Below are 13,342 nucleotides of genomic sequence, written 5' to 3'. Positions count from 1 at the left end.
CCGCGTGACGATACACCGAAAAGGCTCCGCTCGAAAGAACGGGTGATGAAAGTCGGTGTCGTCGGGGCAGGAATTTCGGGGCTCGCGCTGGTCCACTCGCTCGCCGATCGTGACGTAGACGTCGTCGGATTCGAGGCGCGGGAGGAGCCCGGCGGAGTCGTACGGAGTCGGCGCGTGGGCGACCGCGTCCTCGAGCTGGGGCCACAGCGGCTCCGGCTGACGCCGGGGCTCGAGTCGATGGTCGACGAGCTCGGGCTCCGCGATCGGCTGGAGTTCGGCGACGACGACCAGCCGATCTACGTCTACCACGACGGCGAGCTGAAGGTGGCGCCGCTGTCGGTTCGGGAGGCGCTGACGACCGACCTGCTCACCCCGACGGGAAAGCTCCGGATGCTCCTCGAGCCCCTGACGGGGCCCGCTCGGCCGGACGAGACCGTCGACGACTACCTGGTTCGCGCGTTCGGGACGCAGGCGGCCCGACGGTACCTCGGCCCGCTGTACAGCGGCCTCTACGGCACCGACCCCCGGGACATGCTCGTGGAGTACTCGCTCGGGCGCGTCCTCGAGAAGGCCGGCATCGAGCGGAGCGTCCTCCTGTGGGTCGCCAGGAAGCTGCTCGAGGGGCGGGACTCCCCGCCGATGTGTACCTTCGAGGACGGGCTGGGCGAGCTGACGAACGGCCTGTACGAGGCCCACGCCGACTCGATTCACCTCGGGACGCCCGTCGAGTCGATCCGCGAGCGGGCGGACGGGTACGAACTCCGCACCGCCGACGGGAGCGAGCGCGTCGACGAGGTCGTCCTGACGGCGCCCGCCGAAACCTGCGCCGAGTTGCTCGCGCCGGTCGACGCCGAGCTGGAGGCGACGCTGCGCCGGTTCAACTACAACCCGATCGGGATGGTCTTTCTCGAGTCGGCGTTCGACGGCACCGGGATCGGGACGCTCGTCCCGCCGGGGTCGGACGTCCGGATCAGCGGGCTGACCTGGAACTCGAGCTTCCTCGACCGGGACGGGCTCTTCACGTGCTACATCGATCCGCTGAGCTACCCGGCGCTCGCCGAGGCCGACGACGAGGAGCTGGGCCGGGTCGGCGCCGCCGAGTTCGAGCGGATCACCGGCGCTCCAGCGACGCCGATCCACGTCCACCGCTGGGAGCCCGGAATGCCGGCGTACGACCGCTCCTGGACGGCGACCGACGACCTCGAGCTTCCCGACGGGATCCACCTCTGTACGAACTTCGTCGACCGCCCCGGGATTCCCGGACGCATCCGGACCGCGACGGCGATCGCCGACGACCTCGCCCGCGGGGCGACACCCGCAGAATGAGGGGTCGTTCCGGGCGTGAGGGGATCCAGCGGGCGTCCGCGGGTTCCGGCTTCGAAGTGCCTATACCGGCACCGTCCTAACGGCCGGCTATGACAACCGGCGTCGTCCTGTTGAACTTCGGCGAACCGGCCGCACCGGACCGCGAGACGGTGCTCGAGTACCTCACCCGGATCTTCTTCGACAACGCCGATCTCGAGGAGGCCGACTCCGAGGAGGCGGCCTGGGAGCGCTCCCGAGAGCTGGCCGAGCGACGGCTGCCGAGCCTGATGGAGGAGTACGAGGCGATCGGCGGCTCTCCGCTCCAGGCGCAGGCGACGGCCCAGGCCGAGGCCCTCGAGGCGACTCTGACCGAGCGGGGCCACGAGGTCGAGCTCTACCACGCGATGCAGTTCATGGAGCCGCTGATCACCGACCTCCCGGCGACGCTGGCCGACGACGGGATCGACTCGGTCGTCGCCGTCCCGATCTACCCGCTGTGTGGTCCCTCGACGACCGTCTCGGCGATCGACTCGCTCGAGTCGGCGATCGAGGACCGCGAGGGATACGAGCCGGAGTTTACGGCGATCACCGGCTGGCACCGGGTACCGACGTACAACCGGCTCAGAGCCGAAGGGATCCGCGAGTTCGTCGACGACGAGGGCGTCGACCTACACGATCCCGACACCGCGTTCGTCTTCTCGGCACACGGAACCCCGAAGAAGTACCTCGCGGAGGGCAGCCGGTACGACCGGTACGTCGAGGAACACGCGTCGGCGATCGCCAACATACTCGGGATCGACGACTACGAGATCGGCTACCAGAACCACGCCAACCGCGGGATCGAGTGGACCGAGCCAGAGACCGAGGACGTCGTCGAGGGCCTCGAGGGCGAGGCCGAGCGCGTCGTCGTCGAGCCGATGAGCTTCATGCACGAGCAGTCCGAGACGCTGGTCGAACTCGATATCGACCTCCGCGAGGACGCCGCCGACGTCGGGCTCGAGCTCCACCGCGTGCCGGTTCCCCACGACGATCCGCGGTTCGCGACGCTGCTCGCCGACACCGTCGAGCCGTTTCTCTCGGGGTTCGAGCCGTCGTACTACCAGCTCCGACAGTGCGAGTGTCGGCCCGAGCCGGGTACGTACTGTTACAACGCGGGCCTGCCGCCCCAGTAGCGGGTCGGCGCCCTCGCCGCGGTTCGGATCCGGATCTGCGGTTTCGCGGTCGCCGGCGGGTCGTCCGCAGCGACGCGGATCGACCGACGGCGGGGCGGATCAAGGGGACCGACTAATTGTCCGGACGAAGAGACGGTAGGTATGGATACCCAGTCGCTTCTCGCGCGGGCGAAGCTCGTCAAGGCCGTCTTCAGCGAAAAGAACGTCACCTTCCTGGCCGGGAGCATCGCCTACAGCGCGCTCGTCTCGCTCACGCCGTTGCTCATGTTCGTCCTGCTTGCGGTCTCGTTCGTCGATCCCGGTCTGCAACAGCAGGTTATCGATACCACGACCGAGAACGTCTCGCCGTCGGTCGGCGGGGTGATCGAAGTGATGATCGAACAGCAGTCCGACGCGGGGGCCGGCTCGACCGTCAGTGCGTCGATCATCGGGATTCTCCTCCTCGTCTGGGGTGCCCTCAAGGTGTTTCGCGGGATCGACACCGCCTTCTCGGAGATCTACGAGACGACCACTCGCGAGTCGTTCGCCGGACAGATCAAAAACGGACTGGTGGTGCTCGTGACGCTCACGCTGGGGATCCTCGCGATGGTCGTCGCCACGAGCGTGGTCGCCTTCTTCTCGTTCGTTCCGTTCATCGGGCTCGCGGTGCCTCTCTTGCTCGTCGCCTGCCTCGTCGTCGCCTTCTTCCCCATGTACTACCTGTTTCCGGCGGTCGACGTCGAGCCGCGGGACGTCCTCCCCGGTGCGATCGTCGGCGCCGTCGGCTGGGCGCTCCTGCAGGTGCTGTTTCAGGTGTACGCCACCCTGGCCGGCGACGAGGGGAACCTGATCGCGAGTATCCTCCTGCTGGTCACCTGGCTGTACTTCAGCGGCGTCGTCCTGCTGTTGGGTGCGGTGGTCAACGCGGTCCGCATCGGCCGCGCCAGCGACGTCGTCGAGGCGGAGATCGACCCCTCCACGGCCGAGCATCCCTGAGCCGAAACCGTCCGTCGGCTCCGAACCCGGGCCCGGATGCGACTACTCCGACCGCGAAACGGCCTTCGCCGTCTCGAAGAACGCCTCGACGTTCTCGACGGGGACGTTGCGGTCGACGCCGTGACCCAGGTTCAGAATGTGTCCCGTATCGCCCGCGGCCGCGATAACGTCTCGAGTCCGTTCTCGGACGGTTTCGGGATCGCCGTACAACAGGGCGGGATCGAGGTTCCCCTGGATCGCCACGTCGCCCAGCTCCTCGCGGGCCTCCTCGAGGTCGACCGTCCAGTCGAGGCCGATCACGTCCGCACCGGTCTCCTCGAGCAGGTCGAGGTTGCCGCTGACGTTGCGGACGAAGACGATCGTCGGAACGTCGACCGCGTCGACGATCTCCCGGTGGAGGGGGAGGAGGAATCGCCGGTAGTCGGCGGGGGAGAGCAGCCCGCCGTAGGTGTCGAACAGCTGGATCGCGTCGGCGCCCGACTCGACCTGGAAGTGGACGTAGTCGACGATAATGTCGGTGAAGGCCCGGAGCAGGCGCTCGAACGCCTCGGGGTGTTCCGCGCGGAGCCGACGGACGTCCATGAACGACCGCGAGGGGGTCCCCTCGCAGACGTAGGCCGCGAGCGTGAACGGTCCCCCGGTGAAGCCGAGCACTGCGGCCCGTTCGCCGAGTTCGTCGGCCAGTCGTTCGAGCAGTTCGCCGACGTACCACAGCTCCTCCTCGACGTCGCCCCGTTCCCGGCGGGTATCGTCCGGGGACGCGACGGGGTTCTCGACGACCGGGCCGACGCCGGACTCGAGGTGGTAGTCGAAGCCCAGCGGCTCGAGGACGGTGAGAATGTCCGAGTACATGACGACGCCGTCGGGTCGGAACCGCTCCCAGGGCTGGAGGGTGATCTCGGTCGCGATCTCGGGCGTCGAGATCGCCTCGAGAAACGAGTGGTCCTCGCGCAGTTCGCGATACTCCGGGAGGTACCGGCCCGCCTGTCGCATCATCCACACCGGCGGGCGTTCGGTCCGTTCGCCGCGAGCCGCCCGGAGGAATAGCTCTTCCATGACCGAAAGTTGGGTGCTCGAGCGCCTAATAGTTGCGAAACCGGGCGATGGCGCCCCTTCGAGACGGTCCTCAGCGAGCCAGCAGGGCCATCGCTCCGTAGCCGAGGCCGAACGCGAGGACGAACGAGCCGATCCAGGCCAGCACCGTGACGCCCAGCTTCCGGGGGCTAACGCCGGCGCCCCCGCCAACGGCCAGCCCGGCGCCGATGACGGCGCTGACGATGATCTCGTTGAACGAGACGGGAACGCCGAGCAGGACCGCCGTCTGGGCGATCAGAAAGGAGGGGACGAGCGTCGCGATCGATCGCCGCGGACCCAGCGAGGCGTACTCCTGGGAGACGGCCTTGATCATCCGCGGTGCGCCCGTCCAGGAGCCGACGAGGATTCCGACCCCGCCGCCGAGCAGGACGACGATCGGCGACACCATCGAGACCTCGTCGAGCAGCGGGAGCAGCGGACCGACGGCGAGTCCGACCTGGCTCGCTCCCGCGGAGAACGCGACGAGTCCCCCGAGGACGAGCAGGAACCGTCGCAGGCCGCTCGCCTCGTCCCGAGTGACGTCCCACCGGACGGCGAGCGCCGCGAGGACGCCGGCGCCGAGCGTGAGTGCGCCCGCGACGACGGGACCCTCGAGCGGGAGGACGTCGACGCTCGTCGCGACGAGGGTTCCCCGCTCGAAGAACGCGAACTCGAGGTTGGCGACGACGGCCCCGACGAAGCCGGCGAGCACCGGGACGCTGTCGCGTTCGGCGACGTCGGAACGCGGGAGGACGCTGGCGATGGCGTAGGCGAGCCCGCCGCCGACGAACGGGGTGAACAGCCACACGGCGCCGATCTCGGCGTACTTCGCCCAGGCGGGATCGCCGCCCAGCGCGATGCCGACGCCGATCACCGCACCGGTGACGGTAAACGCCGTCGCGATGGGGTAGCCGGTGTGGATCCCGATCGCCATCAGCCCCGCGCCGATCAGCAGGACGACGATGACGCTCGAGACGGGCAGCGAGACGCCGTGGATCAGGTCGCGTCCGACGGCCTCGGAGACGCTCGCTCCCTGCGTGACGGCCCCGGCGAAGCCGAGGAGGCCGACGACGAAGGCGGCCCGCATCGTCCCGATCGCGTTGGCGCCGACCGCAGGCGCGAAGGGGGTCGCGCCGCTCGAGCCGGCACCGATCACCCAGGCCATAAACAGGCTCGAGACCGCGGCGACGGCGAACAGTAGTATCGTTGCAGGATCCATGGACGAAACGAGCGAAACCGATCAGTCGGAGTCGGTACCAGCGGTCGCGGTTTCGGACGCGGTACGCTGGCTGCGCCAGTACCCCTGGGCGTAGGCGCCGACGAACATGCCGGCGATCGCCCACAGGATCGTGACGTTGCCGACCCCGAGGCTGGCGTAGGCCGCACCGGGACAGATCCCCGACAGGCCCCAGCCGACGCCGAAGATGCCGCCGCCGATCAGGACGTTGCGGTCGAACGACTTCAGCCGACGACCGTACGTGTCTCCCGTTAGCGGCGCGCGCTCGCGGAGCCGCGGGACGAGCGCGAACGCCAGGCCGGAGACGACCGCCGCGCCGCCCATGACGAACAGCAGCCCGAAGTCTTCGAACTGCAGGAAGTTCAGGACGACCTCGGGGCGGGCCATGTGGCTGAAACCGAGCCCGAAGCCGAAGATCAGGCCGCCGACGAAGATCAGCGGCATGAACAGGGGGTGGCGATCTCCGCTCACGGGTCGATTGCTCACGGGCTCACCCCCAGTGCCATCACGACCTGAGCCGTCCCGATCGCGACCGCCAGGAAGGTTGCGACGCCGACGATCGACGTCTTCGAGGCCGAGCCGACGCCGCAGACGCCGTGGCCGGAGGTACAGCCCTTGCCGATCCGGGTGCCGATCCCGACGAGGATCCCGCCGAGGAACAGCCGCCAGGGCTGGACGTCGGTGAGCCAGATCGTGAATCCGCCGACCTCCCGGAGTTCGCCGGTCGTGCCGGCCTCGTACAGGCCGCTCGAGACGAGCCCCGACTGGAAGGTCAGCGCGTAAAGCGCCGCACCGCCGACGATCCCGAGCGTGAAGACGACCCGCCAGTCCCGCGAGCCGACGTACCGCTGGAACCGCGACTGGTCGGAGACGTACGACAGCGTCGACTCGAGGAACGTGCTCGCGCCGGCGGCGATGCCGGTGCCCAGGTAGATGACGACGGCCCCGAGGCCGACGAGCAGCCCCCCGACGGCGTAGCGACTGATCCCGGCGGGGAACAGGGTCTCGTACAGCGCGGGTGCGATGAGTTCAGGTACCATTCGGCTGTTCGAGGGAGTTAGTCACCGGCCAGCGAGTCCTGGCTGGCGGCGCAGTTGTTCGGGCCGAGCTCGAGTTCGAACGCCTCCTCGTCGTCGGTCTCCTGCTGGCCGAGGTTGGTCGCGATGATCTCCTCGTAGTTGGCCGGACGGGGCGGCATATCCGAGAGGATCAACTCGACGAACTCGTCTTCGTCCATCGTCAGCGCGGCCATCTTCTCGCGCAGGTCGCCGATCGGCGCGGTGTAGGTGCCGTCCTCGGCGGGAACCGCCGAGTCGCTGAAATGGGCACCGCCGATCAGGGTCTCGTCGGGCAGCGAGAGGACGCGCTCCTGGAGCGTCTCGTAGAGCTGCCGGGCGGCGTCCTCGGCGCCCTCGTCGCCGTCCTCTAAGTCGGGACGGGCGACGCTCTCGACGAACAGGCCGTCGCCGGTCGCGAGCAGCTCGCCGTCGATCAGGTACGAGGTCATCCCGGAGGTGTGTCCGGGCGTGGAGACCGTCTCGACGGTGGCGTCGCCGACCCGGAACTCGTCGCCGTCCTCGGCCAGCGTCATCTCGTCGGCGTAGGTGACGCCGCGCTCGACGGCGGCCTCGGGAACGACGCCCTCGGCGCCCGCCTCGGCGAGGTCGCGGACGCCCGAGATGTGATCGGCGTGGACGTGCGTGTCGATGGCGTACGTCAGGTCGACGCCGAGTTCGTCGGCGTCCTCGAGGTAGCGGTCGGTGAACGCGCGCAGCGGGTCGATGACGGCCGCCTCGCCGTCGTCGTAGACGAGATACCCGAGACAGCCCGAGGAGGGACGCTGGTACTGGACCAGCGTGCCGCTTCCCTCGTAGCGCTCGACCTCGACGGCCTCGTAGATCCGCGCCCAGCCGTTCATTCCCTCCTCGAGGTGGTTCACGTCGTAGCCGCGGTCCTTCAGCGCGCCCGCGACGAACTCGCTGGCGCCGCCTTTCGCGCAGAGAACCGTCACCTCGCGGTCGTCGGGAATCTTCGCGAGAACGTCCTCGTCGATCTCCTCGTCGAGAAACTCGAAGTAGGGAACGTTGATCGACTCGACGTTCTCGCCGTCGATGCGCCACTCCTCGTAGTCGCTGCCCATGCGGGCGTCGAGAAGCGTTACCGCCTCGCCCGCGTCGATGCGAGCCTTCAGCTCGCTCGGGGCGACCGACTCGACCTCGGCGTCCGGTGTGGGAAAGTCCATGTCGTCCATTTCTACACTCCACAGTACCGGCCGAGCCTACATAAGGATTTGCATAGTATTCCCCACTACACACAATACAGGTCGCGGGCCGGACTGGGATATTTCCCTCGAAATACCGGTATTTGATTTATGCGCGTATAGAAAAGTAGTGTGACCGATTCTCCTGCCGGAGAGCTGTTCGCGGTTCCCACAATAATCGACACGCTTTTATGGTCGCGGCGGATATTGTGTGATAGCTCCAATACAGAGCACAAAACAACTATGAGCTCGAAACCCACCGCAACGGAGACACTCGACGTGAAAGGACAGTCCTGCCCGATGCCCATCGTCAAGACCAAACAGGCGATCGACGACCTCGAGGAGGGTGACGTCCTCGAAGTCGTCGCGACCGATTCGGGCAGCATGAGCGACATCCAGGGCTGGGCCGACGGCACCGACGGCGTCGAACTCCTCGAGCAGGTCGAGGAGGACGGCCTGTACACCCACTACGTGGAGAAGACGGCGTAAGATGAGCACGGAGACCCAAACACCGACCGGGGACGGCGAGTCGATGAGCGAGGCCGAACTCGAGGCCCGGATCGCGGAACTCGAGGAGAAAGTCGCGGGTCTCGAGACCGAGGTCGGCGACGATCAGAAGAAGATGACGATCGTCGCGACCAAGGGCAGCTTCGACATGGCGTACCCGCCCCTGATCCTCGCCAGCACCGCAGCCGCCTTCGGCTGGGAAGTCATCGTCTTCCACACGTTCTGGGGCCTGGACATCCTCCACGAGGAAAAATCGAAGAAACTGAAGCTGAGCGCGGTCGGCAACCCCAACATGCCGCTGCCGAACGCGCTGGCCGCGCTGCCGGGGATGGACTCAATGGCCACCCGGATGATGCAAAAGAAGATCGACGAGAACGGCACCGCGACGATCGAGGAACTGATCGACGTCTCCCTGGAGAGCGGCGTCGAACTGCAGGCCTGCCAGATGACCGTCGAGCTGATGGAGTACGACGAGGACGACTTCTACGACGGCGTGACGACCGGCGTCGGTGCGGCGACGGCGCTGCAACACATGGCCGAGTCGGACGTCCAGCTATTGATCTAACGTGTCCGGATCGTCACAGTCCTCGCCGAGAAGCCCCAGTCTACGCGTCGTCGAGACCGTCGCGAACGCGGAGGGTGTCGACCCGACCGAACTCGAGCCCCCGCTGTACGACGCCGTGGACCCGAACGCGATCGACGACCTCTTCGCCGCGACGACGGCCCCGAACGCGTCGCGAAACGGCCAACTGACCTTCCGCTATCGAGGGTACGACGTGACGGTACGAGCGGACGGCACCGTCTCCCTCGAGTAGAACGCGATCGGCGGTGACACCTCCTTGTTCCCTGCTCGCGAGCGGCGGCGTCCGTTCATGCCCGTCTGTCTAACTGTTCAACTAGTCCTATATCCACGTCCCCTGTAACGTTCGGTATGACTGCAATCGAGCTCGAGGGACTCACCAAGGACTACGGTGAGGTCGTCGCGAACGACTCCCTGGAGTTTTCCGTCGAGCGCGGCGAGATATTCGGCTTTCTCGGGCCGAACGGCGCGGGAAAGACGACGACGATTCGGATGCTTCTCGGATTCATCTCGCCGACGTCGGGGACGGCCCGCGTGCTCGACAAGGACGTTCGCGAGGAGCGCTCGCTGCTCGAGGCCAAGCGTCGCATCGGCTACCTCTCGGACGAGCCCGGATTCGACGAGCAGATGACCGGCACCGACATCCTCGACCTGCACGCCTCGATCAAGGGCGACAGCAGGCGCGCGGAACTGCTCGAGCTGTTCGATCCGCCCGTCGAGCGCCGAGTTCGGGAGTACTCGCAGGGAAACGCCCGAAAGCTCGGTATCGTGACGGCCTTTATGCACGATCCCGACCTGGTGATCTTAGACGAGCCGACCAACGGCCTGGACCCGCTGATGCGACAGCGCTTCGCCGACTTCCTCCGGGCCGAACGCCAACAGGGCGTGACGGTGTTTTTCTCCTCGCACAACCTGAGCGAGGTCCGTCGGCTCTGCGATCGGGTGGGAATCATCCGCGACGGGAAACTCGTCACCATCGAGCCCGTCGACGCGCTGTTGCGACGCAGCGGCAAGGTGATCCGGATCCGCAGCGCCGACCCGATTCCGACCGACGTCCTCGACCTCGAGGGCGTCCACGACCTCGAGACGAGCGTCTCCGACAGCCGCGAGGGGGTCGACCCCTCGACGGCGTTCACCGAGTGCCTCTTTACCTTTACCGGCGACATCAACGCCGTCCTCGAGCGACTCGGCGACTACGAGCTGATCGATCTCGCGATCGAGGAGGCGCCCCTCGAGGACGTCTTCATGCGGTTCTACGGCGGTGAGGGCGATGTTTGAGATTGCGCGTTACGAGGGGCGCAACCGGCTCAAGGGTAGCGTCTACCTCTCGGCCGGGATGGCGCTGCTGGCGGCGCTCGTTATCTGGGTCTACCCCTCCTTTAGCGACGCCCTCGGCGGGGACGAGCTGCTCGAGGCCTACCCCGAGGAGATGCTGCAGGTGTTTCGCATCGAGACGATGGCGTCGCTCGAGGGGTTTCTCGCCTTCGAACTCTACACGTTCGGCTGGATCATCCTGCTGGGACTGTACGTCGCCTACGCGACCGCGGGCGTGATCGCCGACGACGTCGACCGGGGCCGGATGGACACCCTGCTGGCGATGCCGATCTCCCGCGCCCGGCTCGTCGCCGAGAAGTTCGCCTCGATTTCGGTTCCGATCCTCGTCGTCAACCTCCTGACGCCGCCCGTCATCCTCCTCGGGAGCCGGCTGATCGACGAGCCGCTGTCGGTCGCCGATATCCTCGCGGTCCACCTGCTGTCGATCCCCTACCTCTTCGCCTGCGCCGGGATCGGGCTGCTCTGTTCGGTCGTCTTCGACCGGGTCGGGATCGCCCAGCGGGTCGCCCTGGGGGTTACGTTCGCGCTGTTTCTCGTCGAGTCGCTGCTGGTCGAAACCGACTACGAGGAACTCGGTGCGATCGCTCCGATGCGGTACTACGATCCGAACGAGATCCTGCTCGAGGGGACGTACGATCTCGTCGGGATCGTCGTCCTCGTGGTCATGACCCTCGCGCTGCTCGGCGTCAGCCAGCTGGTGTTCCGGCGCTCGGATATCTAACAGTCGATAGAAGCGCGATTTCGGTATTCAGAACATCGCATCAACTCACGTTCAGTATAGGCGGACTACGTATCACTTCGGTCCGCACCCCACCTGCGGTGGCGCGCGCTGTCGACCGTCCGAACGTAGCGAGGTGCGAGCTTGCGAGCACCTCGGAAAGCGAACGATGACCGAAGGGAACCGTGAGCACCAGTGAGGGCGGTCGACGACATTGTGCGAGGGATGAACGAACGACCGCAGGGAGTGAGTGAATCGGTTGGGGAGGGGGTGGCTATTCATTGTGTTCGTGTGAGCAGGACCTGCTACTCGTCAGTATTACTCCGAAAGCCCCTGGCCCGCTCGAGGGCTGCGGCTCGCTGTCGTTCGAAAGGCGCGAAGCGCCTTTTGTGAGTGAGCGAATCATCGATTCGCGATCTCCGCGAAACCGATGGTTTCGCTTGATGACGAGAGAGCTTCGCTCTCTCGAACCATGCTCCTCGGTCGCGTCGCTCCCTGCGGTGCTTGCGTCCCCTCACACCTCGAGCAACGGGAGAGCGAAGCTCTCCCAAGCATCGCGGATGCTTCGCGTCCGCTCAACGCGCCAGCCCCTTTCATACGGATTGCTGTAACGATTTACCGGCGCAACCGCCGCACGGGTCGCGGTTGCGCCGGTAATGACTTACAGTAAACCGTATCAGTCCCACCCGGCAGTGGCTGGTTGAACCTGCAGATACAACGCCGGACGGTCCATACGCACTCTTCGGAATCGACCGATCAAGATTCACGAAGTAGACCGAACACCGACAACAACTGAGCAGCAGAGGAGAGCGATCAGGCGTCTCGAGCGCCGGTCGCGGATCGGCTCCGCCAGATTCCGACGGCGAAGGCGACCAGCAGCGCGAGCGCGACGACGAGGTAGAGGTCGTCCAGCAGCGGGCTGTAGGTCATCACGGCCTGGCGGCCGAGGTAGGTGACGACAAGCGCCAGCACGGCCGAGACCGAGAGCAGCCCCAGCAGCGGGCCGTCGTCGAAGCGCCACCGGCCGACCAGGACGGCGACGATCACCGACGCCAGCAGGGCGAGGGTGACGCCGTACTGGAGCAACTGGACGGTCGGCGAGTAGCTCGAGACGAGGCCCAGCTCGGTCGGGCTGAGCGCGACGTGGGCGGGCAGGGCGAGGAGACCGAGCCCGAGCGCACCGGTAACGTGGCCGGCTCGCAGCGAGGCCGACCAGACGAGCGCCGTCGCGACGACGAACATCGTGAAGATCACCACTGCGGTCCAGAAGTGCAGCGAGAGGATGTCCATCGTGTACTGGGTGACGGTCTCCCGGCCCAGGATTACCTGGATCGGCGTCAGGACCATCCCGCCGACGACCAGCGCCGTGACGCGTTTGTCGATCGACGGCGAGCGCCAGGCCGCGACCGCCGAGCCGATGATCGCGAAGCCGGCGAACATCGCGACGAAGCGGTGGAACCACTCGTAGAAACTCGGCAGGTTCGCGGGCAGGAGGTTGTACGGACCGGCGTCACACTGGGGCCAGTTCGCCTCGCAGGCCAGTCCCGCACCGGTTGCCTTCGCCGCGACGCCGAGCAGGATCGTCGCCGCGACCAGCGCGAGCGTCGCCGCGAGCAGGTGGGGGAAGCCAACGCGAGCGATCAGCGGGCGGAGTCCGAGACCGGAGGTGTGGCTGTGAGTCGACACGGGCGTTCTGGCGGGGGTTAGGACCACCCGTACTTAGATTGCCCGAGTCGAGCCCGAGGCGGGGCGGATTCGCCACCTTCGCCGAACCCGAACCGAACCGGTTCGTCGGATTCAAGGCTCGCCCACACCAGCGCACGACATGGACAAACGCACCCGACTCGAGCGTCACCTCGAGGCCCGCGACCTCGACTCGATCTGGTTCGTCCGGCCGAACGCCTTCGCCTGGCTCACCGGGGGGAACAACGTCGTCGACCGCGAGGGCGACGCCGGCGTCGCGGCCGTCGGATACGACGGCGAGTTCCGCGTGCTGGCCGACAACATCGAGGCCGACCGCATCGCGGCCGAGGAGCTGCCCGACCTCGAGGACGTCTCGGTCGATCGGTTTCCCTGGTACGAGGCCTCGCTGGCCGAGGCGATCGCGGACCGAACCGAGGACGAACGCGCTGCGGCCGATATCGACGTCCCGAGACTCGAGGGCGTCGACCCGACCGAG

Annotated in this window: 15 protein-coding genes; 9 read left to right on the top strand and 6 right to left on the bottom strand. The window is 67.0% G+C overall.

Annotation, left to right across the window (positions count from 1 at the left end):
* The first annotated feature begins 45 nt into the window (after positions 1-45).
* From hemG to ACNA7R_RS10865, 3 genes are all read left to right on the top strand, one after another.
* On the top strand, positions 46-1,326 hold the full coding sequence (hemG, locus tag ACNA7R_RS10875; RefSeq protein ID WP_416283587.1) for a protoporphyrinogen oxidase: 1,281 nt from the start codon (positions 46-48) through the stop codon (positions 1,324-1,326).
* Between the two features lie 89 nt (positions 1,327-1,415).
* Positions 1,416-2,477, top strand: coding sequence for a ferrochelatase (hemH, locus tag ACNA7R_RS10870; protein WP_416283586.1), 1,062 nt, complete (start codon positions 1,416-1,418; stop codon positions 2,475-2,477).
* 141 nt (positions 2,478-2,618) lie between these two features.
* Positions 2,619-3,452, top strand: a complete 834-nt coding sequence (locus ACNA7R_RS10865; protein WP_416283585.1) for a YihY/virulence factor BrkB family protein — start codon at positions 2,619-2,621, stop codon at positions 3,450-3,452.
* A 42-nt stretch (positions 3,453-3,494) separates the two neighbouring features.
* On the opposite strand, the gene hemE is transcribed toward ACNA7R_RS10865, so the two are convergent.
* The 5 genes from hemE to ACNA7R_RS10840 all read right to left on the bottom strand — a co-directional run bounded on the left by hemE (position 3,495) and on the right by ACNA7R_RS10840 (position 8,014).
* Positions 3,495-4,508, bottom strand: a complete 1,014-nt coding sequence (gene hemE, locus ACNA7R_RS10860) for a uroporphyrinogen decarboxylase (RefSeq protein WP_416283584.1) — start codon at positions 4,506-4,508, stop codon at positions 3,495-3,497.
* 70 nt (positions 4,509-4,578) lie between these two features.
* Positions 4,579-5,745, bottom strand: coding sequence for an inorganic phosphate transporter (locus ACNA7R_RS10855; RefSeq protein WP_416283583.1), 1,167 nt, complete (start codon positions 5,743-5,745; stop codon positions 4,579-4,581).
* 21 nt (positions 5,746-5,766) lie between these two features.
* A complete protein-coding gene (locus ACNA7R_RS10850; protein ID WP_416283600.1) occupies positions 5,767-6,207 on the bottom strand; it encodes a DUF6691 family protein in 441 nt (146 codons plus the stop codon).
* A 38-nt stretch (positions 6,208-6,245) separates the two neighbouring features.
* Positions 6,246-6,803: a YeeE/YedE family protein gene (locus ACNA7R_RS10845; RefSeq protein ID WP_416283582.1), complete on the bottom strand. Its 558-nt coding sequence runs from the start codon at positions 6,801-6,803 to the stop codon at positions 6,246-6,248.
* A 17-nt stretch (positions 6,804-6,820) separates the two neighbouring features.
* On the bottom strand, positions 6,821-8,014 hold the full coding sequence (locus tag ACNA7R_RS10840) for an MBL fold metallo-hydrolase (RefSeq protein WP_416283581.1): 1,194 nt from the start codon (positions 8,012-8,014) through the stop codon (positions 6,821-6,823).
* Positions 8,015-8,266: 252 nt separating this feature from the next.
* On the opposite strand from ACNA7R_RS10840, the gene ACNA7R_RS10835 reads away from it, so the two are divergent.
* From ACNA7R_RS10835 to ACNA7R_RS10815, 5 genes are all read left to right on the top strand, one after another.
* Positions 8,267-8,512, top strand: coding sequence for a sulfurtransferase TusA family protein (locus ACNA7R_RS10835; RefSeq protein ID WP_416283580.1), 246 nt, complete (start codon positions 8,267-8,269; stop codon positions 8,510-8,512).
* Position 8,513: 1 nt separating this feature from the next.
* Positions 8,514-9,095, top strand: coding sequence for a DsrE/DsrF/DrsH-like family protein (locus tag ACNA7R_RS10830; protein WP_416283579.1), 582 nt, complete (start codon positions 8,514-8,516; stop codon positions 9,093-9,095).
* 1 nt (position 9,096) lies between these two features.
* Positions 9,097-9,345: a HalOD1 output domain-containing protein gene (locus tag ACNA7R_RS10825; RefSeq protein WP_416283578.1), complete on the top strand. Its 249-nt coding sequence runs from the start codon at positions 9,097-9,099 to the stop codon at positions 9,343-9,345.
* Positions 9,346-9,461: 116 nt separating this feature from the next.
* The gene (locus ACNA7R_RS10820; RefSeq protein ID WP_416283577.1) at positions 9,462-10,388 is read left to right on the top strand and encodes an ABC transporter ATP-binding protein; all 927 of its coding nucleotides are present in this window, start codon (positions 9,462-9,464) and stop codon (positions 10,386-10,388) included.
* Complete coding sequence (locus tag ACNA7R_RS10815; protein ID WP_416283576.1) at positions 10,381-11,166, top strand: ABC transporter permease; 786 nt, start codon at positions 10,381-10,383, stop codon at positions 11,164-11,166. Before ACNA7R_RS10820 ends, ACNA7R_RS10815 begins: the two co-directional genes overlap by 8 nt.
* 810 nt (positions 11,167-11,976) lie before the next feature.
* On the opposite strand, the gene ACNA7R_RS10810 is transcribed toward ACNA7R_RS10815, so the two are convergent.
* A complete protein-coding gene (locus ACNA7R_RS10810; RefSeq protein ID WP_416283575.1) occupies positions 11,977-12,849 on the bottom strand; it encodes a COX15/CtaA family protein in 873 nt (290 codons plus the stop codon).
* A 139-nt stretch (positions 12,850-12,988) separates the two neighbouring features.
* Between ACNA7R_RS10810 and ACNA7R_RS10805 the strand changes: the two genes are divergently transcribed.
* The coding region (locus ACNA7R_RS10805; protein ID WP_416283574.1) for an aminopeptidase P family N-terminal domain-containing protein at positions 12,989-13,342 on the top strand (354 nt) is incomplete at its 3' end.

Source organism: Natronococcus sp., assembly GCF_047921035.1.
Lineage (GTDB): Archaea > Halobacteriota > Halobacteria > Halobacteriales > Natrialbaceae > Natronococcus.
This window is presented reverse-complemented; position numbering and strand designations above follow the sequence as displayed.

Excerpts from the sequence above, each read along its gene's own strand:
- hemG (WP_416283587.1), top strand. The coding sequence starts at position 46 with ATGAAAGTCGGTGTCGTCGGGGCAGGAATTTCGGGGCTCGCGCTGGTC.
- hemH (WP_416283586.1), top strand. The coding sequence starts at position 1,416 with ATGACAACCGGCGTCGTCCTGTTGAACTTCGGCGAACCGGCCGCACCG.
- ACNA7R_RS10865 (WP_416283585.1), top strand. The coding sequence starts at position 2,619 with ATGGATACCCAGTCGCTTCTCGCGCGGGCGAAGCTCGTCAAGGCCGTC.
- hemE (WP_416283584.1), bottom strand. The coding sequence starts at position 4,508 with ATGGAAGAGCTATTCCTCCGGGCGGCTCGCGGCGAACGGACCGAACGC.
- ACNA7R_RS10855 (WP_416283583.1), bottom strand. The coding sequence starts at position 5,745 with ATGGATCCTGCAACGATACTACTGTTCGCCGTCGCCGCGGTCTCGAGC.
- ACNA7R_RS10850 (WP_416283600.1), bottom strand. The coding sequence starts at position 6,207 with ATGCCGCTGATCTTCGTCGGCGGCCTGATCTTCGGCTTCGGGCTCGGT.
- ACNA7R_RS10845 (WP_416283582.1), bottom strand. The coding sequence starts at position 6,803 with ATGGTACCTGAACTCATCGCACCCGCGCTGTACGAGACCCTGTTCCCC.
- ACNA7R_RS10840 (WP_416283581.1), bottom strand. The coding sequence starts at position 8,014 with ATGGACGACATGGACTTTCCCACACCGGACGCCGAGGTCGAGTCGGTC.
- ACNA7R_RS10835 (WP_416283580.1), top strand. The coding sequence starts at position 8,267 with ATGAGCTCGAAACCCACCGCAACGGAGACACTCGACGTGAAAGGACAG.
- ACNA7R_RS10830 (WP_416283579.1), top strand. The coding sequence starts at position 8,514 with ATGAGCACGGAGACCCAAACACCGACCGGGGACGGCGAGTCGATGAGC.
- ACNA7R_RS10820 (WP_416283577.1), top strand. The coding sequence starts at position 9,462 with ATGACTGCAATCGAGCTCGAGGGACTCACCAAGGACTACGGTGAGGTC.
- ACNA7R_RS10815 (WP_416283576.1), top strand. The coding sequence starts at position 10,381 with ATGTTTGAGATTGCGCGTTACGAGGGGCGCAACCGGCTCAAGGGTAGC.